Origin of the sequence: Dactylosporangium aurantiacum (assembly GCF_000716715.1) — a bacterium.
In the GTDB taxonomy this organism is placed as follows: Bacteria; Actinomycetota; Actinomycetes; order Mycobacteriales; family Micromonosporaceae; genus Dactylosporangium; species Dactylosporangium aurantiacum.
In genome coordinates, this window is the sequence record NZ_JNYJ01000030.1 from 202,026 (window position 1) to 223,636 (window position 21,611).

Annotated in this window: 18 protein-coding genes; 16 read left to right on the forward strand and 2 right to left on the reverse strand. The window is 72.9% G+C overall.

From position 1 onward, the window contains the following. The first annotated feature begins 158 nt into the window (after window positions 1-158). The 8 genes from OP18_RS30665 to OP18_RS30700 all read left to right on the forward strand — a co-directional run bounded on the left by OP18_RS30665 (window position 159) and on the right by OP18_RS30700 (window position 9,575). Complete coding sequence (locus tag OP18_RS30665) at window positions 159-1,241, forward strand: FHA domain-containing protein (protein ID WP_033362544.1); 1,083 nt, start codon at window positions 159-161, stop codon at window positions 1,239-1,241. A gap of 236 nt (window positions 1,242-1,477) precedes the next feature. Continuing rightward, window positions 1,478-2,665: an elongation factor Tu gene (tuf, locus tag OP18_RS30670; protein WP_033362545.1), complete on the forward strand. Its 1,188-nt coding sequence runs from the start codon at window positions 1,478-1,480 to the stop codon at window positions 2,663-2,665. 340 nt (window positions 2,666-3,005) lie between these two features. Continuing rightward, a complete protein-coding gene (locus tag OP18_RS58770; protein WP_162189858.1) occupies window positions 3,006-3,488 on the forward strand; it encodes a DsbA family protein in 483 nt (160 codons plus the stop codon). A gap of 130 nt (window positions 3,489-3,618) precedes the next feature. Next, window positions 3,619-4,668: an acyltransferase family protein gene (locus OP18_RS30680; RefSeq protein WP_052387579.1), complete on the forward strand. Its 1,050-nt coding sequence runs from the start codon at window positions 3,619-3,621 to the stop codon at window positions 4,666-4,668. 66 nt (window positions 4,669-4,734) lie between these two features. After that, window positions 4,735-5,538: a hypothetical protein gene (locus OP18_RS30685; protein ID WP_033362622.1), complete on the forward strand. Its 804-nt coding sequence runs from the start codon at window positions 4,735-4,737 to the stop codon at window positions 5,536-5,538. 46 nt (window positions 5,539-5,584) lie between these two features. Beyond that, the gene (locus OP18_RS30690; RefSeq protein WP_211273722.1) at window positions 5,585-6,712 is read left to right on the forward strand and encodes a hypothetical protein; all 1,128 of its coding nucleotides are present in this window, start codon (window positions 5,585-5,587) and stop codon (window positions 6,710-6,712) included. A 3-nt stretch (window positions 6,713-6,715) separates the two neighbouring features. Then, entirely contained in the window at window positions 6,716-8,203 is a 1,488-nt protein-coding gene (locus tag OP18_RS30695) for a hypothetical protein (RefSeq protein WP_033362547.1), read from the forward strand. Between the two features lie 85 nt (window positions 8,204-8,288). Next, entirely contained in the window at window positions 8,289-9,575 is a 1,287-nt protein-coding gene (locus tag OP18_RS30700) for an AAA domain-containing protein (protein ID WP_033362548.1), read from the forward strand. A 159-nt stretch (window positions 9,576-9,734) separates the two neighbouring features. Here OP18_RS30700 and OP18_RS53305 read toward each other — a convergent pair whose 3' ends face one another. Beyond that, window positions 9,735-11,744: a GGDEF domain-containing protein gene (locus tag OP18_RS53305; RefSeq protein WP_052387580.1), complete on the reverse strand. Its 2,010-nt coding sequence runs from the start codon at window positions 11,742-11,744 to the stop codon at window positions 9,735-9,737. Between the two features lie 68 nt (window positions 11,745-11,812). Here OP18_RS53305 and OP18_RS30710 point away from each other — a divergent pair, with 68 nt between their 5' ends. The 4 genes from OP18_RS30710 to OP18_RS30725 all read left to right on the forward strand — a co-directional run bounded on the left by OP18_RS30710 (window position 11,813) and on the right by OP18_RS30725 (window position 15,448). Next, window positions 11,813-12,229 (forward strand): NYN domain-containing protein, encoded by a 417-nt coding sequence (locus OP18_RS30710; RefSeq protein ID WP_052387581.1) that lies wholly within the window; start codon window positions 11,813-11,815, stop codon window positions 12,227-12,229. A gap of 374 nt (window positions 12,230-12,603) precedes the next feature. Then, window positions 12,604-13,251: a winged helix-turn-helix domain-containing protein gene (locus OP18_RS30715; protein WP_156089906.1), complete on the forward strand. Its 648-nt coding sequence runs from the start codon at window positions 12,604-12,606 to the stop codon at window positions 13,249-13,251. Further along, window positions 13,214-15,085: an endonuclease/exonuclease/phosphatase family protein gene (locus OP18_RS30720; protein WP_052387583.1), complete on the forward strand. Its 1,872-nt coding sequence runs from the start codon at window positions 13,214-13,216 to the stop codon at window positions 15,083-15,085. Before OP18_RS30715 ends, OP18_RS30720 begins: the two co-directional genes overlap by 38 nt. A 138-nt stretch (window positions 15,086-15,223) precedes the next feature. Next, entirely contained in the window at window positions 15,224-15,448 is a 225-nt protein-coding gene (locus OP18_RS30725; RefSeq protein WP_156089907.1) for a hypothetical protein, read from the forward strand. 489 nt (window positions 15,449-15,937) lie between these two features. On the opposite strand, the gene OP18_RS30730 is transcribed toward OP18_RS30725, so the two are convergent. Next, window positions 15,938-16,726: a thioesterase family protein gene (locus OP18_RS30730; protein ID WP_033362551.1), complete on the reverse strand. Its 789-nt coding sequence runs from the start codon at window positions 16,724-16,726 to the stop codon at window positions 15,938-15,940. Between the two features lie 28 nt (window positions 16,727-16,754). Between OP18_RS30730 and OP18_RS30735 the strand changes: the two genes are divergently transcribed. The 4 genes from OP18_RS30735 (at window position 16,755) to OP18_RS30750 (ending at window position 21,598) form a co-directional block, all read left to right on the forward strand. Beyond that, on the forward strand, window positions 16,755-17,720 hold the full coding sequence (locus tag OP18_RS30735; protein WP_033362552.1) for a magnesium transporter CorA family protein: 966 nt from the start codon (window positions 16,755-16,757) through the stop codon (window positions 17,718-17,720). After that, on the forward strand, window positions 17,717-19,108 hold the full coding sequence (lpdA, locus tag OP18_RS30740; RefSeq protein ID WP_033362553.1) for a dihydrolipoyl dehydrogenase: 1,392 nt from the start codon (window positions 17,717-17,719) through the stop codon (window positions 19,106-19,108). Before OP18_RS30735 ends, lpdA begins: the two co-directional genes overlap by 4 nt. A 68-nt stretch (window positions 19,109-19,176) precedes the next feature. After that, window positions 19,177-20,571, forward strand: a complete 1,395-nt coding sequence (locus OP18_RS30745) for a class II 3-deoxy-7-phosphoheptulonate synthase (protein ID WP_033362554.1) — start codon at window positions 19,177-19,179, stop codon at window positions 20,569-20,571. Continuing rightward, complete coding sequence (locus tag OP18_RS30750) at window positions 20,564-21,598, forward strand: threonine aldolase family protein (RefSeq protein WP_033362555.1); 1,035 nt, start codon at window positions 20,564-20,566, stop codon at window positions 21,596-21,598. Before OP18_RS30745 ends, OP18_RS30750 begins: the two co-directional genes overlap by 8 nt. The last annotated feature ends 13 nt before the right edge of the window (window positions 21,599-21,611 follow it).

Here is a 21,611-nt window from a genome sequence, read left to right on the forward strand (position 1 = left end):
AACGTTACGGGTAGTGAGGCTTGTCGCGACCGTGACCGGTGGCCCCCCGCCCGTCGCGAGTCCCGCGCTCGGTGCCCTTCCCCAGCCGAGGAGCGCGGCGTGAAGCCCGCCGTCGGCCGCGGACGTGGTCGGCGGCGGCTTTGCGGCATGATAACCGGGTGCGATTCGAAACCAGCCGTGCGCTCGACGCGGTCGAGCGGAGACTCAGCGTCGACCCCCTCGCGGTGGGTGGGGTCATCGACCTGGTGGAGGCCGCCCGCAGCGTCGACCTCGACGGCGGCCGCCCGGCCGCGCTGCTGCGCCTCGGCATGTTCGTCGACGCCCTGAGCCGGCAGCTCGGCGACGGCAACGTCGCCCTGTACGCCGTCGCCGAGCGTGGCGCCATGTCCGACACCGACTTCACCTCCAACGAGCGCATGGTGCTGCGCCGCTGGTCCGACGACGGGCTGATCGAGATGCTGCCGCCCGGCGGGCGCACCGCCGCCCGGGTCCGGGAGGTCGCCGGGCTCACCGGCCTGCCGGTGATCACCCGGACCCCGCTGCCCGGCCACCCCGGCCCGGTCTACCTCACCACCGGCGCGGCCGGCGGCATGGAGCTGGCCCTGGCCCCCTCGACCGGCTCGTCGCCGCGGCCGCACCCGGTGCTCGGCCGGTTCTGGCGCTGCCCGGCCGCCGACTGCCCGACGTTCGGCCGGCAGCCCGCTGCCGGCGCCGGCCAGCCACCGCCCGCGCTGCCCAGTGGCGCTCCGCTGTGCCCGCGCCACGGCGAGCGGCTGATCGACGCCGGCCCCCGCCCGCCCGCCATGACGATGGCGGTGCGGATCAAGGGCATCGTGCGCGCCCGCTTCCCGCTGACCGCGGCCCGCCCGGTCGTCGTCGGCCGGGCGCCCGACGAGCCCGGCGGCATCACCATCGGCAACTGGCTCGACGACGAGTCCACCCGCCGGGTCAGCCGCAGCCACGTCCGGCTCGAGCTGCGCGACGGCATGGTCCTGGTCACCGACGTCAGCACCAACGGCGCCGCGGTCCTGGCCCGCACCGGCTCCTCCGTGCCGCCCCGCGAGGTCGACCTGCACCGGGGTGAGCCCAAGGCGATGGGGGAGTGGGACGAGGTGGAGCTCTACCCGGAGGTCACCGTCGGCCGCGCGGACCGCCCGCCGGCCTCGGTCGCCAAGGGCGGCGCCCCCAACTCCGTCATGGCCGACGCCCCGACGATCGCGTTGCGCCTGCCCAAGCAGTAAACGCGTTGCCGTCCGCAGCGACGGCGAGCTATGTTCACGGCGTGATCACGACGACCGCCCTCTTCGAGGCAGGCCTATCGGCCGCCTCGGCGGTCGCGTGCGCCCAGGCCCTGCGAAGCTGACCCTCCTCCCGCAGCCTTCATGCGGAACCGACGGAGGAGGGTGGCCCGGCCACCCACCTCCCGGGTGGCCGCACGGTTCTGCACACCCACCACACATCCACTGTGGAGTGTCAGATGACCAAGCAGGCGTACACGAGGAACAAACCGCACCTCAACATCGGCACCATGGGTCACGTCGACCACGGCAAGACGACCCTGACCGCCGCGATCACCAAGGTGCTCGCCGAGCTCGACCCGTCCGTCAACCGGTACACCTCCTTCGAGGGGATCGACCGGGCGCCGGAGGAGGTCAGCCGGGGCATCACCATCAACATCGCCCACGTCGAGTACGAGACCGCCACCCGCCACTACGCGCACGTGGACATGCCCGGCCACGCCGACTACGTGAAGAACATGATCACCGGCGCGGCGCAGGTCGACGGCGCGATCCTGGTCGTCAGCGCGGTCGACGGGGTCATGCCGCAGACCCGCGAGCACGTCCTGCTCGCGCGGCGCATCGGCGTGCCGCACCTGGTCGTGGCGATGAACAAGGCCGACGCCGTCGACGACGCCGAGCTGCTCGACCTCGTCGAGCTGGAGATCCGTGAGCTGCTCACCGGCTACGGCTTCCCCGGCGACGACGTGCCGGTCGTCAGGGTCTCCGCGCTGCGGGCGCTGCGGGGCGACCCGGTCGGGGTCCGCTCGGTGCTCGACCTGCTCGACGCGGTCGACCGGTACGTCCCGGTGCCCGCCCGCGTGCTCGCCGAGCCGTTCCTGATGCCGATCGAGAACGTGCTCATGATCACCGGCCGTGGCACCGTGGTCACCGGCGCCGTCGAGCGCGGCACGCTGCTGCTCAACGCCCCGGTCGAGGTCGTCGGCCTCGGTCCCACCCGCTCGAGCGTGGTCACCGGCCTGGAGACCTTCGGCCGCCGGTTGGAGCGCGCCGAGGCCGGGGACAACGCGGCCCTGCTGCTGCGCGGCATCCGCCGCGGCGACGTGCAGCGCGGCCAGGTCGTGGCGGTGCCCGGCTCGGTGTCGCCGCACCGGCGCTTCACCGCGCACCTGTACGCCCTCACCACCTCCGAAGGTGGCCGGCACACGCCGTTCTTCGCCAACTACCGGCCGCAGTTCTTCTTCCGCACCACCGACGTGGTCGGCGCCGTCGACCTGGGTGACCTCCAGATGGTCATGCCCGGCGACACCGTCGACCTCACCGTCGAGCTCGGCAAGCCGGTCGCCATGCACCCCGGCCTCGGCTTCGCCGTCCGCGAGGGCGGTCACACCGTGGCCGCCGGCACCGTCACCACCCTGCTCGACTAGCGCAGCAGCGTCGACCTTGGAGACCCACCCAGCGTGTCGTCTCCAAGGTCAACGCGAGCGAATGACGAACGCCGCCCACGCCGGCTCCGCCAAGCCCAATCCTGAACGGGAGCCCGGCCACGGCGGCGCTGGGAAGCGCAGCGCCCGATCCCCCCAGTCCAGCCGGTCTGCAAGGTGCGACCGTAGGGAGCATGGGGGCCGCGGGTGGGAACCCCCGCCGCGCGCCGCTCGCGGCGCGCAGCCAGCACAGCAACCCCCGCCGCGCGCCGCCCGCGGCGCGCAGCCAGCACTGCATGAACCGCCCGCCGCCGGGCAACTGCTGCGGATGGACAACGACCATGTGCAAGGGCCTGCTGACGCGCCGCTGACCTTGCTTGAGTACGGCGACTACCAGTGCCCGTACTCGGGGCGGGCGTTCGGCGTGGTGGAGCGGCTGCAGCTGCACTTCGCCGGCCGGCTGAGGTTCGCGTTCCGGCACTTCCCGCTCGTCGACCAGCACCCGCGCGCGATGCCGGCGGCCCTGCTCGCCGAGGCCGCCGCCGACGCGGGGTCGTTCTGGGGGATGCACGCGCTGCTGCTGTCGCACCAGGACAGCCTGGAGGACGCGGACCTGTCCCGGTACGCCGAGCAGTTCGGCCTCCCGGGCACCGGCGGCACCCGCGCCCACTACCAGCGGGTCGACGAGGACATGGCCGCGGGCCGGTCGGCCGGTGTCCGGTCCACCCCGGCCTTCTTCGTCAACGGGGTCCCGCACGAGGGCGGGTTCGACTTCGACTCGCTCCGCGAGACGCTTGAGACTGCCGAAAAGAGGGTAATCGGGTGAGATCAGGGTGAACAGCGTCGATTGCCGGGAGGGTTACGGCTTGTCCTTCCTAGAATCTTTGAGAAGAAACACAGCCAATTTTGAGCTGAACGAAGGTTGCCGCTAAGACCGTCAGGGCAACCTGTAGGGGATGCGGAACCGGTACGTAGACCTCCTGCGAGCCGTCGCGATCGTCCGGGTGGTGACCTACCACACCCTCGGCTTCGCGTGGCTGACCGTCGCGTTCCCTGCCATGGGCCTCATGTTCGCGCTCGGCGGCTCCCTCATGGCCGCCTCGCTCGACCGCGGTGGCGACGGTCTCGGCCTCAAGGCGATCGGGCGCCGCATGCGCCGCATCGTCGTGCCGTTCTGGGTGCTCGGCGCGTTCGCCGTGGTGCTCATGTCCCTGATGGGCGGGCTGGAGCACAGCTGGCGGCTGGTGCTGTGGTTCCTGCCGCTGGACGATCCGCCGACGTCGGAGAAGGGCGGGGTCTGGTTCAGCCAGATCTGGTACGTCCGCTCCTACCTCTGGTTCATCATCCTGTCGCCGCTCATGCTGTGGCTGTTCCGCAAGGCACCCGTCCCGACGGTGCTGGTGCCGTTCGGGGTCCTCGTCGCGCTGTGGGAGACCGGTCACGGCACCGGCGGCATGGTCCGCGACTTCTTCATGTACGCGCCGATGTGGATGCTGGGCTTCGCCCACCACGACGGCACCCTGCAGCGCATCTCGCGCAAGGTGCTCTGGCCGGCGTGCCTGGTGATGGGCGGCATCGGCCTGGCCATCCTGTACAGCCACCCCGGCCCGCGCGGGTACGACATGAACGACGCGCCCATCGCCGACGCCCTGTGGTCGACGGCCTTCCTGCTGGTGATGCTGCACGCGGCGCCGGCGGCGTTGAGCCTCGGCGCGGCCGAGCCGGCGGTGGAGGCGATCAACCGGCGGGCGCTGACCATCTACCTGTGGCACGAGGCGGTGATCACCGCGGTCCGGCTGGCGGCGGTCGCGGCCGGTGTGTCGCTGCTCGGCCCGTACGGCGGACTGCTCCAGCTCGTGCTGGTGTTCGCCCTGGTCACGCTGGTGGTCCTGGCGCTGGGCTGGGTCGAGGACCTGGCCGCCAGGCGCCGGCCGAGGCTTGTCCCGCTGCCGTCCCGGGCACCTGCCGGACGGCTCGACGACCGGGCGCAACCAGTACCGGTGTAAAAAGCAAGGCGACACGCCGACACTGGTCTTTGCTGGAACTTGCTGGAACCAGCTACCGTGCCGTTCGTGTCCGAACCGATCACCATCGAGATGCTCGAGCGGCGGATCGACCGGTTGCGTGGCGAGCTGCGGCGGGCCGCCACCACCGGTGACCGGATGCAGGCCCGTGCCCTGCGGGCCGAGCTGCGCCAGGCCGAGCACGCCTGGGACGACGCCCTGGCCGACCTGGAGGACCAGGCCAGGCCGGCGCCGCAGCCCGTACACAAGCCGATGCTGTCGATCCGTGAGCAGGTGCACCACGCGCTGACCCTGCTCACGGTGCCGGCCGCGCCGAAGCTCATCATCGCCGTCCACGACGCCTTCTTCCCGGGCGAGCTGGTCGCGGCGCGCCTGACCAGCCTACGCCGCGACGAGGAACGCTCGTTCCGCGTCCAGCCGTTCGGCCGGCCGTACTACCTGTGTCCCGCGCTCACCGCCGACCTGCTGTCGCCGGCGCGCGGGCTGCTCGCGCTGTCCACCTGGCCCCTGCGGACGCGGGTCGTCGGCCCGCTCAGCGCCCGCGTCGACTTCCTCACCGGCGCGATCAAGGTGGCCCAGCGGGTGGCGCAACTGCCCGAGGACGCCCACGACGCGCGGCGGCTGCTGTGGCGGTTCGCCGCGAGCATCCCTGGCGCCGGCGGCGTGGGCGGTGCCGGGATCACCCCCGAGACCGTCGCCGGCCTCGCCCAGGCCGAGCTCGACGTGCACCTGGAGGCCGACACCGCGGACCGCGCCGCGGCGGCGGCCAGGGCCGAGGAACGCCTCGACGGATCCGAGGCGTTGTTCGGCGCCAGGTTGCAGCGCATCCGCCGGACGGCGGGCGCCACATGAACACGAGCACCACACCGCGAACCGCTTCCCCGAAAGAAGACCGCTCATGGACCCACTGGTCGACCGGTTGGACCGCATCCGCGGCACGGTGGCGCCGCGCAACCACAACGCGCGCACCATCGCGGCGCTCACCAGCAACCCGGGGTGTGGCCGCCGCGGGCTGATGGACGCCGCCGGGGTCAACAAGGGCGCCGTCGCCGGGCAGCTCGGCTTCCCCGCCGGCTTCGGCCAGTCCCGGTTCGCGATCGCCCGCGGCAACGCCTTCGAGGCGCAGGTCAAGGCCGACGGCGCGGCGGAGCTGCTGCAGCTGCTGCGGGAGCGGCTCGGGCTGGCGATCCCCGAGGTCGCCTACGACGACCTGTCCAACGTCGGCGGCAACGCCAGCCGCGAGGTCCGGTACGCCCGCACCAAGGCGCTGCTGGCCCGGGCCGCGTCGGACCGTGACGACGCCGGGACGCTCTTCGACCACCCGATGCTGCGGCTGGAGATCGCCGGGTACTACGCGTACCTGGAGCCGGACCTGATCGCGTTCCGGGCCGGCGGCAAGTTCCACGTCGTGGAGATCAAGTCGTTCGCGGTCATCGACGGGCAGGCCGACCCGGGCAAGACCGCCGCGGCCGCGACCCAGTCCGCGGTGTACGTCATGGCCATGCGCGAGCTGCTCGCCGAGCTGGGGCACCCGCCGGAGACGGTGTCGCACGAGGTGGTGCTGGTCTGCCCGGAGAACTTCGCGAACCGGCCGACCGCCACCCTCGTCGACGTGCGCAAGCAGCTGACGGTGCTGCGGCGGCAGCTGTCGCGGCTCACCCGGCTGGAGGCGATCCTCGACGCGCTGCCGGCCGGGCTGTCCTTCGACCTCGCCTACGATGCCGACCAGCAGCCGACCCGCCCCGCCGACGAGCTGCGCAAGGCGGTCAGCACGATCGACGCCCGGTACAGCCCGGACTGTCTCGGCACCTGCGAGATGGCGTTCTTCTGCCGCGACGAGGCCGCCGGGTCCACGTCGGCGCTGGGCCGTTCGGTGCGTGACGACCTCGGCGGCGTGGAGAGCATCGGCACGGTGCTGGGCCTGGCCCGGGGCACGCTGACCCCGGGCGCCGGCCAGGAGGAGATCGCGGGGCTGCTGCGCTTCGCGCACAAGCTGCGCACCGAGTGCCTCGACGGCATCGGATAGATCGTGAGCATCCTGACCGCGCTGGCGCGGGCCGAGGCGGTCGAGTCGGGCCGGGCGCAGCCGCTGACCACGGTCCGGCACACACACATCGCCGAGCGGCCCCTCGTCCTCGTGCCGCTGAGCCTCGCCGGTGAGGCCGCCGCGCCCCTGGCGGCGATCGTCGGCACCGATCCGGACCAGCCGCGGCTGCTGGTGGTGGCCAACCCGCGCGACCGTACCCAGCGTTTCGACTTCGTCGCCGAGCTGGCCAGGGTCGTGCTGTCGTACGTGGACGGCTGCGCCCGCGGCGTCGACACCGCCGCGAGCGGCACGAAGCTGCGCTACGCCGAGGCGCCGCAGGTCATCGTGCCCAACCGGGGCGGCATCGAGTTCGTGCGGCTGCTGGGGCGCTCGACCCGGTTCCGCCGGCCGTTCGGCCCGTACCCGGTGCACCGCACCGTGCCGATCCTCGGGCAGTGGCTGACGTTCCTGCGGGAACGCGCCGACCACCCGGGCTCCTCGATGCTGCTGGCGATGACGGAGGTCCTCGGCAACCACTGGGCCACCGGGCAGAGCGGCCTGGAGGACGCGAACCTCGCCGCGCTCCTCGGCTGGATCGACCCGCCCGGCGGCCTGGACGGCGCCGCCGCGGCCGCGCTCGCCGAGGACCCGCTGCGCTCCCCGCCGGCCGGTCCGAGCACCGACCCGACCTTCGACAACGAGATCCTGGCGCCGGCCCTCGCCGCGGTCGCCCGCTCCGACGGCGACGACTTCGCCCGGGAGCGGGCCCTGGCCGCGCTCACCACCGCCGTCGCCGAGCAGATGCGCCCCACCTGGGACCTCACCTGGCGGGCCGTGCGGCTGTTGCGGGCCCGCCCGGCCGGCGCGTCCGTCGAGGTCCGGTGGGCGATGGACCGCGACGTGTTCACCATGTACCACATGGCCCTCGCCGACGGGACCGCGCTGCCGCAGCCCCGGCGGGACAGCGCGGTCGCCGCCGCCGGCCGTCTCGACCGGTTGGAGCGGGAGCAGGCCCGCTACGACGCCCAGCGCGCCCTCGACGACCCGCTGGTGATGGCGGAGTTCCGCCTGTCCGGGGAGGCGTTCACCGGTACCGTCGTCGCCGCGTCACCGAACCGGGTCGACACGTCGGGCAAGAAGGCGGCGCTGCGGCCCCACATCACGGTGCAGACCGAGGACCCGGTGCGCCTGGAGCCGGGCGCGCTGCTGGTGAGCCCGGCGCGCCTGGCCCAGCAGGCGATGGTGGTGTCGGTGTCCAGCGTGGACGTGGTCCTGGAGCTGAGCAAGGGCATGGGCCGCTCCACGAAGCAGCCGGCGCCCGGGTCGGTGCCCGAGGTGGGGGAGCGCGTCACGTACGGTCCGGTCACCGATGCCTACCAGCCGCCGGGCCGGTTCCCGAGCCGCGACGACACCCCCTGGACGCACGGCGGCCCGCCAGCGGTCGTCGACTACGGTCCCAGCGACAACGACGCCGCGGAGGACTGGTCGTGAGCGGGCCGGAGCGCAGCGGAGGGCCGCGAACCATGGGCGCGGTGCTTGGCTCGCGGCGGCGCCGGAGCGCAGCGGAGGGGACGACGTGACCACCGTGATCGACGACATCCTGCGGGACTTCGGCTCCGCCGCCGGGCGCGGCGTGGTCGTCGACTCACCGCCGGGCGCCGGCAAGTCGACCCTCGTGGTGCGGGCCGCCCGGACCCTCGCCGAGGCCGGCGAGCGGCTCATGGTGGTCGCCCAGACCAACGAGCAGGTCGACGACCTCATCGACCGGCTCGCCACCGCCGCGCCCACGCTCGCCATCGGCCGGCTGTCGGCGTCGACGTACGTCCCGGCGCAACGCGTCATCAAACACGGCACCGTCACGGTCAGCGGCGCCGTCGGTGACATGGCCGCGAGCGCCGTCACCATCGGCACCGCCGCCAAGTGGGCGACCGTCACCGACGGCAGCTGGGAACGGGCGATCGTCGACGAGGCGTACCAGATGCGCTCCGACATGCTGCTGCGCGTCGCCGGCCGGTTCTCCCGCGCGCTCTTCGTCGGCGATCCCGGTCAGCTCGACCCGTTCTCGGTCGTCGCCGTGGAACGCTGGGCCGGCCTGTCGTGGGACCCGATGCAGAGCGCCGTCGCCGTGCTGCTGCGGCACAACCCGGACCTGCCCGTGCACCGCCTGCCGGTGTCGTGGCGGCTCCCGCCGTCGGCGGCCGAGGTGGTGTCCTCGGCGTTCTACCCGTTCACCCCGTTCCAGGCCGGCACGAAACCCGCCGACCGGCGCCTGGAGTTCTCCGCCCGCGCCCTCGGCGACGCGACCCTCGACGCGACGCTGGAGACGGCCCGGCGTACCGGCTGGGCGCTGCACGAGCTGCCCGCCCGGCACACGGTGCGCACCGACCGCGAGGCGGTCGCCGCGATCGCCGACCTGGTGACCCGCCTGCTGCAGCTCGGCCCGGTCGCCTACTCCGAGCACGCCCCCGACGGCCGCCCCGTCACCGTCGACCGGGTCGCCGTCGGTGCCGCCCACCGCGACCAGGTCGCCGCGATCCGCCAGGCCCTGGCCGGCACCGTCGCCGCCGACGTCACCGTCGACACCGCGAACCGCCTGCAGGGCCGCGAGTACGACGTGACCGTCATCCTGCACCCGCTGTCCGGCCGCCGCGACGCGAGCGCCTTCCACCTGGAGGCCGGCCGCCTGTGCGTGCTCGCCTCCCGCCACCGGCACGCCTGCATCGTCGTGGCCAGGGCCGGCATCGCCGAGCTGCTCGACACCCACCCGTCCGCCGAACCGGTCCACCTGAACGTCCCGGTCCGCTTCCCCGACGGCTGGGAAGCCAACCAGGCCATGCTCGCCCACCTCAGCGGCGGTCACTAGCTTCGGCGCGGCTGACTGCGGCAGCCCAACTGCCGATCAACGCGACGCCTCGACGGCCCGGTCCTCGGCGGTCAAGTGTCCGAGGTCAGCCGAGCCGCACCCGGCTCGCCGCGAACCTCGCCCCGCCTACCGGGCCCGGGAGCCGCCCGAAGCTGGTGACTAGTAACTGCTGAGCGTCGCGCGTTTGGCTTCGTACATGGCGGTGTCGGCGCGGTGCAGGACGTGCCGGGGTGGTTCGCCGGCGTGGAAGCGGGTGCCGCCGACGCTGGCGCGGGCGGGGACCGTGCGGGGGGCGCCGGCACCGGTCAGGGTGATCGGCTCGGTGAACGCCCGCTGGATGCGTCCGGTGAGCTCGGGCAGGGTGTCGGCGCCCGAGGTGCCGTGGGCGAGCACGACGAACTCGTCGCCGCCGAGGCGGGCGACCAGGTCGCCGGTGCGGGCCTGGGCGGTGAGCCGGGCGGCGACGGCGGTGAGCAGCTCGTCGCCGGCGGCGTGGCCGAGGGTGTCGTTGACGGTCTTGAAGCCGTCGAGGTCGATGAAGAGCACGCCGCCGCCGCCGACGCCGAGGGCGGTGTCGAGCGCGGCCATGAACGCGCGGCGGTTGGCCAGGCCGGTGAGGGGGTCGGCGTGCGCGAGGCGCCAGGTCTCCTCGAGCAGCTCGCAGGTGCGCAGCACGGTGGCGGCCTGGTCGGCGACGCCGGACATGCGGTTGATGATCTCGCGGGCGCGGGCGGTGCCCTGGGGCGTGTCGTAGGCGGCGACGAGGATGCCGTACGGGTGCTCCGGCAACGCGATGTCCACGATGATCATCATGTCGTGGTCGAAGGTGTCGAGCATGGCGAGGATGAACGGGTCGGTGCAGGTGCGGTCGTAGACGCGGGGCTGGCCGGTGCCGGCACGGAAGCGGTCGAACAGGTCCGTGTCCTGCCGGGACACGGTGAGGTTCTGCGCCTTGCGCAGCCGGCTGTCGCTCACCCCCGCGTTGGCGGCCATCCGCAGCTTGCCGTGCTGGTGCAGCAGTACCGTGGCGGAGTCGGCACCCATGACGGAGCGGACGGCGTCCGCGGTGACGGTCGCGACCTCGGCCGGGGTCCGGGCGAGCGTGAGCTGGCGGGCCAGCGCGAGCAGGCGCTCCGCGGTGCGCTGCCGTTCGGCGGCGGTGTCCAGGGCCGACAGCGCGTCGAGGGCGACGGCGGCCAGGTTCGCGTACGCGTCCAGCATCCGCCGCTCGGCGTCGAAGAAGTCCTCGCAGTACGCGACGAGATAGCCGTAGTAACGGTTCGGCGAGGCGATCTCGGCCACGATCGTGCCGGCGAAGCTGGTCGGCGGCGCGTCGGTGAGCACGGCGATCTCCGCGTCGGTGAGCCCGTAGCCGTGCACCTGCCGCGGCTGGTCCGGCGCGGGCGAGGCGACGAGCAGGAACGCCTGGGCGTTGACCGCGTAGCCGGCCCGGTCGGCGACGAGGGCGAGGGCCCGCTCCGGCTGTTCGGCGGCGACCAGCTCGGCGACGGTGCGCTGCAGCAGCTCCATCCGCCCGGCCAGGGCGTCGTCGGCGGCGTCGGCGGTGCGGCGCTGGCCGCGCCACAGCCAGGACAGCAGTCGCCGCTGCCGCCAGCGGACCGTGTACACGCACGCCTCGGCCCCGGCGACCTGGCAGATGTCGTGGGTGACGGTGGCGGTCGGCAGCCCGAACAGCGCCGGCAGCTGGGTGAGCAGCCCGCGGGTGTAGTCGCAGTCGTAGCGGCTGGGCTGGTAGCCGGCGCGCAGCCGGTACTGCACGGTCGCGGTGCCGTGCCCCGTGGACAGGGTCGCCATGTCGGCGGTGGCGTTGAACTTGGCGCTGGTCGTCGCGATGAGCCGGATGAGCTGTGTCGGCCCGCCGAGCAGGAGCAGCCCCAGCCGCAGCGGGGTGTTCACGGAGTACGACAGGATGCTCTGCCCGACGCGCAGCCCGACCGACTCGTCGCCGAGCGCCTGCGCGGCCGCGGCGAACACGTTGATCTTCGTCTCGTACGACCACCAGCGGCGGGCGTCGTCGTAGGCCTCGGGCGGCTCGTGCTCGCCGGCGAGGTTGAGCATGTGCGCGACCGCGGTGTCGCCGCCCCTGGCGCGTACGTACCGCACAATGGCGCGCAGGGTGACACCGGCCGTCTCGCGGATCTGTTCCATGGCGCCTCCGCGCACGACATCGGCGCGGTACGGCGGCTGATGAGCGTTCGGCGGGTAAGACTGCTCACATGGATGCCGCACAGGCCGAGCCGCTGATCGTCGTGGACGGCGCGAACGTCGTCGGCTCCGTGCCCGACGGCTGGTGGCGCGACCGGCGCGGCGCCGCGGTCCGGCTGCGCGACGCGCTCGCCGCGCGGGACGCCGCCGCCCTGCCGGCCGCGCTGTCCGGCGCGTTCACGCTGGTCGTGGAGGGTGCCGCGGGTGGCGTGCCGGCGGTGGAGGGCGTGCACGTGGAAGCCGCGCCGCGATCCGGTGACGACCACATCGTCGCGCTCGTCGCCGACAATGTGCGGCATCGTCCGGTCGCGGTGGTGACCGCCGACAGGGCGCTCCGCCAACGGGTGCGCGAACTCGGGGCGAGTATTGTCAGTCCTGGCGAGTTGCTGGCGTCGATCTCATATGATGGACGACCGGATGCTACCTAGCGGATAGGATTTGTCGGCAATATGTGCGCACCTTGGCATGGGTTTGCCGACTATCCGCCAGCGGATCTTCCTACGATGTGGGAAGAGATTGACCGGTCATCGTAGGGTGACGAAGCTGGACTCGTAGACGTGTCGTGAATGGCCGGTGAATGTCGGCCAAAAACATCAGACAAATTGTCATCGATCTATTCTGTGCGGCAGGTAACAGCACTGTCGCGGGGCGTGACGATGCTGGTAAGGTCGGTCCCATGTGCCAAGAGGTACTCCTTGACCCACTCTGGGTCTCGCGGCGTGCACACCATTTCGACGGCCTTTGTAGAGCGGCTAACCGTTGATTCGGCGTCATTCCAAAGGCTTTTCGAGAGGAAATGAAAATGGCCGTTTCGGTCGTCGGCGCTCCTGAGGTGACGCCGTCGGTGGTCACCATCACCGTGCACATCACCCTCAACGGCGACGAGCTCCCACCGGAGGCGTCCCGTCTGATCAGCGACCTCGAGGCGCTCGCCGCCAGCCAGGCCAAGCAGCAGATCCAGCGCGGCCCGCAGACCAGCGCCGCGCTGCCGCGCACCGGGGCACCGGCGCACACGCTGCAGCACGGCCCGTCCCAGCACACCGGGCGCAACCTGCGGCTGGTCGAGGCCCCCGAGCCCGCCGCCAGCGGCGCGACCGAGACCACCCGGGTCAAGCGGATCGGCGCGGCCGCACCCGACGCCCCGTCGCTGTACCTGTGCACCGGCTCCCGGCTCGTCCTGCGCGACGGCGCGCCCGTGCCGCTGACCCGCCGCGAGTACGACCTGTTCCTGTTCCTGTGCGAGCACCCGCGCCGCGTGTTCAGCCGCGCGCAGCTGCTGCGCCAGGTGTGGGGCTACGACATGGTCGGCACCGAGCGCACCGTCGACGTCCACGTGCGGCGCCTGCGGGTCAAGCTCGGCGAGGCCGCCCGGATCATCGCCACCGTGCGCGGCGTCGGCTATCGTCTCGACGATGACGCCGCCGTCCAGGTTGTCGTTCGCGAGGACTGACCCCCGCGTCCTCGCCGTCGCCGCGGGGACCCTGCTCCTGACCGACCTGCTGCGGGTCTGGCTCCCGTCGATCATCACGATCTTCGGGCAGGCGGCCTCCACGCCGGCGGAGCTCATGGGCGCGTTCGCCCTGCTGTGGTTCCTGGTGCCGTTCGCGGTCGTGCCGCTCGCCGCCCGGTGGGACGCGGCGAAGGTCGCGCTCGCCGGCGCCGCCGGTCTCGCCGCCGCCCGGCTCGCCCTGGTGTTCGTCCACGGTGGGCAGCCGCAGCTGTACGTCGCCTCCGTGGGCCTGCTCGCCGGGCTCTGCTGGCTCGCCGCGAGCGCGGTGCGCGGCGGGCCGGCCGCCACCGGGGTGCCGTTCGGGCTGGCCGCCGCCGCCCTGCAGCACGCCGCCCTGCGCACCGTCGACCTCAGCTGGCAGTCGCGCTGGTGGGCCGCGCCGATCGTGGCCCTGGAGTGCCTGGTGCTGCTCTGGTACCAACGCCGCGCCGCGCCCGGGCGCAGTTCCGCCGGGGCCTGGTTCCTGGCCGGGCCGGCCATGCTGCTCGCGGGGATGTTCGCGCTGTCACCGGCGGTGGCCACGGTCGCCGTGTCGTACCGGTTCGAGCCCGTCGCCACCACCGCCCCGCCCGCCCTGCCGGAGCTGCTGCTCGGCCTGGCCGTGGCCGGGTTTCTGGCCGGCGCCACCGGGCGGCTCGGCGGCCGCGTCGACCGGGTCCTCGCCGCGGTGCTGCTGCTCGCCGCCGCGGCCCTGTTCGGGTACGGCGGCCCCGACGGGCTGTTCCTCGCCCTGCTGCTCGGCTGCGGCGCCCTCGGCCGGGCCTTCCGCGCCGCCGAGGCCGACGCCGCACCCGACCAGGACGCCGGGCGTGGACCCCGGGCCGGGTACGCCGCGCTCGGCGGGATGGTGGTGTTCGCCGTCGCCGCCGTGGCGTACTACGCGGCGTACGACCTCGGCTACCCCAACCAGTGGGTGCCCCTCGCCGTGGCCGCCGGACCCGCGGCGGTCCTGCTGCGGGCCGGCCGGGGCACCCCCGCGGTCGGGCTGACCTGGCGCTCCGGGCTCGCCGCCCTCGCCGTGTGCCTGCTCGTGCCGCTGCTCGGGGTCACCACGGCACCGGCCGCCTCCGCCGTCGCCGAGCCAGGACGGGGGCTGCGGCTCGTCGCGTACAACATCCGCATGGGCTTCGGGCTCGACGGCACCTACCGGCCCGGTGCCGCCGCCCGGGCCATCGCCGCGTCGGACCCGGATGTGGTGGTCCTGTCCGAGGTCGACCGGGCCTGGCTGCTCAACGGCGGCCACGACGACCTGAGCGTCCTCGCCGCCGAGCTCGGCATGCGGTACTGGTTCGCCCCGGCCGCCGACGCCGTCTGGGGCGACGCGGTGCTGACCGACCTGCCCGTCGGCGCCGTCGAGACCGTGCCGCTGACCGCCGCCGGCGCACCGACCGGCGCCCAGGCCCTCGGCGTCGTCGTGCGCTTCGGCGGCCGGGAGATCGCGGTCGTCTCCACCCACATCCAGCCGCCCCCGGACGCCGAACCCCTCGTCCAGGTGGGCGAGATCGCCGCGTTCGCGACCCGCTTCGGTGCCGGCCGGCCCACCCTCATCGCCGGCGACCTCAACATCGAACCCGGCGACGCGTCCATGCGGGCGTTCGCCGCCGCCGGGTACGCCGACGGCTTCGCCGCGTTCCGCCCCGTGCGCACGTTCCCCGCCGACCGCCCCGTCAAGCAGATCGACCACGTCCTCGTCCGGGGGCTGACCTGCACCGACGTCAGCGTCGGCGGGGTAGTGACGTCGGACCATGCGCCGATCGTCACAACATTGACCTGATTGAGCCGGCCCGTCGCTGGGCAACCTGACGCTCAGAGAGAGAAAGGGGCAGCGATGAGCGTCACACATGCGAACGGGAGCACGATCGGTGGCACCGCCACCGACACGCGCAACGACCTTGGCAACACGGTCGACACGATGTCCGCCAAGACCAAGCAGCGCGCGGCCGACCTGGCCGAGCAGGGCAAGGACGTGGCACGCCGTCGGCCCGTTCCGCTGGTGACCGCCGCCGCGGGCGTGGCCACCGTGATCGTTGCGGTGGTGACGGTCGTGCGGCGCCGCCGGAAGCCGACGCCGCGCCAGCGTGCGGTCAACGCCTGGCGGACCGCCAGCAAGACCGTGCGCAAGCGCGTCAAGCACTAACTCTTTTCAAACAGGCCCCCACGTCGCAAGCGGCGCGGGGGCCTGTTGCTGTGCTGTGTCAGCTGCGCGCCGCGGGCGGCGCGTGGCGGGGGTTCCCACCCGCGGCCCCCATGCTCCCTGCGGTCGCACCTTGCAGGCCGGCTGGGCTGGGGGGATCGGGCGCTGCGCTTCCTAGCGCCGTCGTGGCTGGGCTTCCGTTAGGGGCTGGACTTGGCGGGGCACTGTGCTGGCTGCGCGCCGCGGGCGGCGCGCGGCGGGGGTTCCCACCCGCGGCCCCCATGCTCCCTGCGGTCGCACCTTGCAGGCCGGTTGGACTGGGGGGATCGGGCGCTGCGCTTCCTAGCGCCGTCGTGGCTGGGCTTCCGTTAGGGGCTGGACTTGGCGGAGTCGTGGTGGGCGCCGTTCCTCAGCGGGCTGGGCTTGGCGGAGTACCTGGCCGGCTCCGGCACGTGCCCGGGGGCTGGGCGACGTGGCCCGGGGCGTGGGCGGTCAGGCCGGGGGCATGCGGTACGCGGCGAGCTGGGTGGCCTGGGCGACGACCCGGCCGTCGGCGTCCCAGATCTCGCAGACCTGGTCGACGAAGGTGTCGGTGAGCAGCCGGGCGCGCTGGCGGACGCGGAGCGGGCCCGGGGCGGGCAGCGCGCGGACGTACACCGTCAGCTCCAGCGTCGGGGTCCAGCCGTTGCTGCCCAGGGTGAACGTCGCCGGCGGGAAGGCGTCGGCGGCGAAGAGCAGCGAGACCGGGTCCCAGGGCGCGTCCGGCAGGCGGAGCCAGCCGCGCAGCTCGCCGGGTGGGTCGCCGACGCCCTGCCAGTCGATGCGCTGCTCGAACTGGTCGAGCATGTCGATGCGCAGGCCGGTGCCGGGGGCCTGGGCGGGCGTGCGGGACAGGGTGTCCGCGGCCGGGACCGGTGGGGGTGCGGCGTCGACCCAGCGGGGCGCGGCCGCGGCGGCGAGGGTGCCGAGCGTGAACAGGGCCTCCACGCAGGTGCGGTCCTTCTGGGTCAGACGGGCCCGGACCTGGGTCGCGGAGCGCCCCGTGCGCAGCACCTCGACCGTGACGGCGGCCGGGCCGGGGTCGGGCGGGGAGAGGTACACCGCGCTCGCCGACAGCGGGTCGGGGTGGGTGGCGGCGGACCCGATGGCGGCGCGGGCGAGGATGGCCAGCAGGTAGCCGCCGTTGGGCTTGCCGCCGACGGTCCACAGTGGATCCAGCTCGGCGTCGAAGCCGCCGTCGCCGGTGGCGCGGACCTGTGTCGCGGCGCCGAAGCCTGCCACACCTGCCTCCTTCTGGTTGGATGACGGCATGGCGCGCACGCGGCTCTACCGCAACGGTGACCTCGTGGCCGAGGATTTCCCGATCGACGATATCTCGGAGCACCTCGCGGCCGAGGGCACGGTCGTGTGGCTGGATCTCCAGTCGCCGACGCCGCAGCAGTACGACCAGGTGCAGGAGGAGTTCGGGCTGCACCAGCTGGCGATCGAGGACGCGTCGTCGCCGCGCGAGCGGCCGAAGCTCGGGCACTACCGGGGGCACCTGTTCCTCAGCGCGTACCAGGCCAGCTTCGACAGCGGGCCGGGCGAGCTGACGGTGTGCCCGGTGTCGGCGTTCATCACGCCACGGGCGCTGGTCACGGTGCACGGCGACGGCTTCGACGTGGACTCGGTGGTGCGCCGGTGGGACGCGACGGCCGAGCTGGCGCCGCACGGGGTCGCGTACCTGGTGCACGGGCTGCTCGACGTGGTCGTCGACGGGCACTTCGACGCGGTGCAGGAGCTCGACGACGCGCTCGAGGCGCTTGAGGACAAACTCTTCGAGGAGACCCCGCAGGCGGTGCGGGAGGTGCAGCAGCGCAGCTTCCGGCTGCGGCGTGGCCTCAGTCACCTGCGCAAGATCGTGCTGCCGATGCGCGAGGTGGTCAACGGCCTGACCCGGGCCAAGCTCGTCGACGAGGAGATCGCCCCCTACTACCAGGACCTGTACGACCATGTGTTGCGCGTCACGGAATGGACCGAGAGCCTGCGCGACTTCGTGGCGACCATCCTGGAGTCGAACCTGGCGGTGCAGGGCAACCGGATGAACAACATCATGAAGAAGGTCACCAGCTGGGCTGCCATCATCGCGGTGCCCACCGCTGTTACGGGTTACTACGGGCAGAATCTGCCGTTTCCGGGTTTCGAGCACCGCTCAGGCTTCGTGACCTCCGCCGCGTTGATCGTGGTGCTGTCCGTGACGCTGTACCTCACCTTCAAACGCAAGGACTGGCTGTGACTACTGAACAGACCGAACACTTCGACGTCGTCGTGCTGGGCGCCGGTCCGGGCGGCTACACCGCCGCCGTGCGCGCCTCGCAGCTCGGCCTGCGCACCGCGATCGTGGAGGACAAGTACTGGGGCGGCGTATGCCTCAACGTCGGCTGCATCCCCAGCAAGGCCCTGCTGCGCAACGCGGAGCTGGCGCACATCTTCACCGCGGAGGCCAAGACGTTCGGCATCCAGGGGTCGGTGACCTTCGACTACGGTGCGGCGTTCCAGCGCAGCCGCAAGGTCGCCGACGGCCGGGTCAAGGGCGTGCACTACCTGATGAAGAAGAACGAGATCCGCCAGTACCAGGGCAAGGGCGTCTTCGTGGACGACCACACGCTGCGGGTCGGCGACGAGACCGTCACGTTCGCCAACTGCATCATCGCCACCGGGGCCACCACCAGGCTGCTGCCCGGCACCTCGCGGTCCGACCGGGTGGTGACCTACGAGGAGCAGATCCTCAGCGAGGAGCTGCCGTCCTCGATCATCATCGCCGGCGCCGGCGCGATCGGCGTCGAGTTCGCGTATGTGCTGCACAACTACGGCGTCAAGGTCACCATCGTGGAGTTCCTCGACCGGATGGTCCCGCTCGAGGACGAGGAGGTCTCCGCCGAGCTGGCGAAGCGTTACAAGCGCCTCGGCATCACCGTGCTCACCTCCACCCGCGTGGAGTCGGTGGAGGAGACCGGCGAGGGCGTGAAGGTCACCGTCTCGAACAAGGGCAAGACGGAGGTGCTCGAGGCGGACAAGCTGATGCAGGCGATCGGCTTCCAGCCCCGCGTCGAGGGGTACGGCCTGGAGAAGACCGGCGTGGCCCTCACCGAGCGCGGCGCGATCGCGGTCGACGGGCGGCTGCGCACCAACGTGCCGCACATCTACGCCATCGGCGACGTCACCGCGAAGCTGATGCTCGCGCACGCCGCCGAGTCGATGGGCATCATCGCCGCGGAGACGATCGCCGGGGCGGAGACCATGGAGCTCGACTACGTCATGATCCCGCGCGCCACGTACTGCCAGCCGCAGGTCGCGAGCTTCGGCTGGACCGAGGCGCAGGCCCGCGAGCAGGGCTTCGACGTCAAGGTGGTGAAGTTCCCCTACACCGCCAACGGCAAGGCGCACGGCCTCGGCGACGCCACCGGCTTCGTGAAGATCATCAGTGACGCGAAGTACGGCGAGCTGCTCGGCGCCCACCTCATCGGCCCCGAGGTCACCGAGCTGCTGCCGGAGCTGACGCTCGCCCAGCAGTGGGACCTCACCGTGCACGAGGTCGCCCGCAACGTGCACGCCCACCCGACCCTCGGCGAGGCCGTCAAGGAGGCCATCCACGGCCTGGCCGGGCACATGATCAACATGTGACTCTCAGTTTCTAGGACCGGCGGGACGGCGACGACCGCCGGTCCTGAGAGGTCGGTACGCTTCGAGGTATGCGGCAGGAGTGGCACCACTTCACATACCCCGGACCCGAGATCTCCCGAGTCGCCGTCGCCGGCAACTCCGAGGACGACGAGTTCGGTCTCGACCACTGGCGCACCCTGCCCCGGGCGCAGACCCCGCCGTGGCCGGACCAGCAGGCGGTCGACGAGGTCGGCAAGCTGCTGTCCTCGGTGCCGCCGATCGTCGCGCCCTACGAGGTCGACCAGCTGCGCGAGCGGCTCGCGCTGGTCGCCGACGGCAAGGCGTTCATGCTGCAGGGCGGCGACTGCGCCGAGACGTTCGCCGACAACACCGAGGCGCACGTCCTGGCCAACGCCCGCACCCTGCTGCAGATGGCCGTCGTGCTCACCTACGGCGCGTCGCTGCCCGTCATCAAGCTCGGCCGGGTCGCCGGCCAGTTCACCAAGCCCCGCTCCGCGGCGCTGGACTCGCTCGGGCTCCCCGCGTACCGCGGTGACATGATCAACTCGCTGGACCAGGACCCGGAGGCGCGCGTCGCCGACCCCCAGCGCATGGTCCGCGCCTACGCCAACTCGTCCAGCGCCATGAACATGCTGCGTGCCTACCTGGGCGGCGGCATGGGCGACCTGCACGCCGTGCACGACTGGAACAAGGGCTTCGTCGTCACGTCACCCGCCGGGCAGCGCTACGAGGCGATCGCCCGCGAGATCGACCGGGCGCTGCGCTTCATGCAGGCCTGCGGCGTCAACGACGACGAGGCGTTGCGCACCGTCACCCTGTACTGCTCGCACGAGGCCCTCGCGCTGGAGTACGAGCGCCCCCTCGCCCGCATCGCCGGCGGCCGCCCGTACGGGCTGTCCGGACACTTCCTGTGGATCGGCGAGCGGACCCGGCAGATCGACGGCGCCCACGTGGACTTCATGTCCCGCATCGCGAACCCGATCGGCGTCAAGCTCGGCCCGACCACGGCCCCCGAGCAGGCCCTCGAGCTGTTCGAGAAGCTCAACCCGGACAACATCCCGGGCCGGCTCACGTTCGTGGCCCGCATGGGCAGCAACAAGGTCCGCGACGCGCTGCCGCCGATCGTGGAGAAGGTCACCGCCGCCGGCTGCCGCGTCGTGTGGCAGTGCGACCCGATGCACGGCAACACGCACGAGTCGTCCAACGGGTACAAGACCCGGCACTTCGACCGGATCGTCGACGAGGTCCTCGGCTACTTCGAGGTCCACCGCGAGCTGGAGACGCACCCCGGCGGCCTGCACGTCGAGCTGACCGGCGAGGACGTCACCGAGTGCCTCGGCGGCGCCCAGGCGATCGTCGACGAGGACCTCCCCGGCCGGTACGAGACCGCCTGCGACCCGCGGCTCAACACGCAGCAGTCGCTGGAGCTGGCGTTCCTCGTCGCGGAGATGCTGCGTGGCTGACGCCCGGGTCGCGGACCTGCGCTCCGACACGGTGACCCGGCCGACGCCGGCGATGCGCGCCGCCATGGCCGAGGCGCCGGTCGGCGACGACGTCTTCGACGAGGACCCGTCGCTGCACGAGCTGCAGGAGTACGCCGCGGCCCTGTTCGGCCACGAGGCGGCCCTGTTCACGCCGTCCGGCTGCATGGCCAACCAGATCGCGCTGCAGCTCGTCGTGCCCCGCGCCGAGGAGCTGCTGTGCGACGCCGACGCGCACGTCGTCACGTACGAGATGGGTGCGGCCGCGGCGTATGGCGGCATCTCCACCCGCACGTGGCCGGCGCTCGGCGGGGCGCTGGACCCCGAGGTCGTCGCCGGCATGATCCGCCCGCCGGGCGGCTACACGGTCCCGACCCGCGCCGTCGCGGTCGAGCAGACCCACAACCGCGGCGGCGGCACCGTCATCCCGCTGCCGGCCCTGCGGCGGCTGCGGGCCGTCTGCGACGACGCCGGCCTGCTGCTGCACTGCGACGGCGCCCGCATCTGGCACGCGCACGTCGCCACCGGCGTGCCCCTCGCCGAGTACGGGCGGCTCTTCGACACCCTGTCGGTCTGCCTGTCCAAGGGCCTCGGCGCGCCCGTCGGCTCGCTGGTCATCGGCTCCGCCGCCCGCATCGCCGAGGCCCGGCTCATCCGCAAGCGCCTCGGCGGCGGGATGCGCCAGGCCGGCATCCTCGCCGCCGCCGGCCTGTACGCCCTGCGCCACCACATCGACCGGCTCGCCGACGACCACGCCAGGGCCCGCCAGCTGGCGGCGGGGCTGGCCCCGCTCGGCGTCGTCGACCCGGCCCGCGTCGAGACGAACCTGGTGCTGCTGGACCTGCGCGACGCGCCGCTCGACGCGGCGCGGCTGACCGCGGCGGCCAGGGAGCTGGGCGTGCTCGTGTCGCCGTTCGGGGTGCGCACGGTGCGCCTCGTCACGCACCTGGACCTGACCGACGACGACGTCGCCACGACCGTGTCGGTGCTCACCAAGCTGCTGAGCTGACCTGGGGCTTCAC

Coding starts and splice junctions, on each gene's coding strand:
- tuf (WP_033362545.1), top strand. CDS start 1,478: ATGACCAAGCAGGCGTACACGAGGAACAAACCGCACCTCAACATCGGC.
- OP18_RS30680 (WP_052387579.1), top strand. CDS start 3,619: ATGCGGAACCGGTACGTAGACCTCCTGCGAGCCGTCGCGATCGTCCGG.
- OP18_RS30690 (WP_211273722.1), top strand. CDS start 5,585: ATGGACCCACTGGTCGACCGGTTGGACCGCATCCGCGGCACGGTGGCG.
- OP18_RS53305 (WP_052387580.1), bottom strand. CDS start 11,744: ATGGAACAGATCCGCGAGACGGCCGGTGTCACCCTGCGCGCCATTGTG.
- OP18_RS30710 (WP_052387581.1), top strand. CDS start 11,813: ATGGATGCCGCACAGGCCGAGCCGCTGATCGTCGTGGACGGCGCGAAC.
- OP18_RS30715 (WP_156089906.1), top strand. CDS start 12,604: ATGGCCGTTTCGGTCGTCGGCGCTCCTGAGGTGACGCCGTCGGTGGTC.
- OP18_RS30720 (WP_052387583.1), top strand. CDS start 13,214: ATGACGCCGCCGTCCAGGTTGTCGTTCGCGAGGACTGACCCCCGCGTC.
- OP18_RS30725 (WP_156089907.1), top strand. CDS start 15,224: ATGTCCGCCAAGACCAAGCAGCGCGCGGCCGACCTGGCCGAGCAGGGC.
- OP18_RS30735 (WP_033362552.1), top strand. CDS start 16,755: ATGGCGCGCACGCGGCTCTACCGCAACGGTGACCTCGTGGCCGAGGAT.
- OP18_RS30745 (WP_033362554.1), top strand. CDS start 19,177: ATGCGGCAGGAGTGGCACCACTTCACATACCCCGGACCCGAGATCTCC.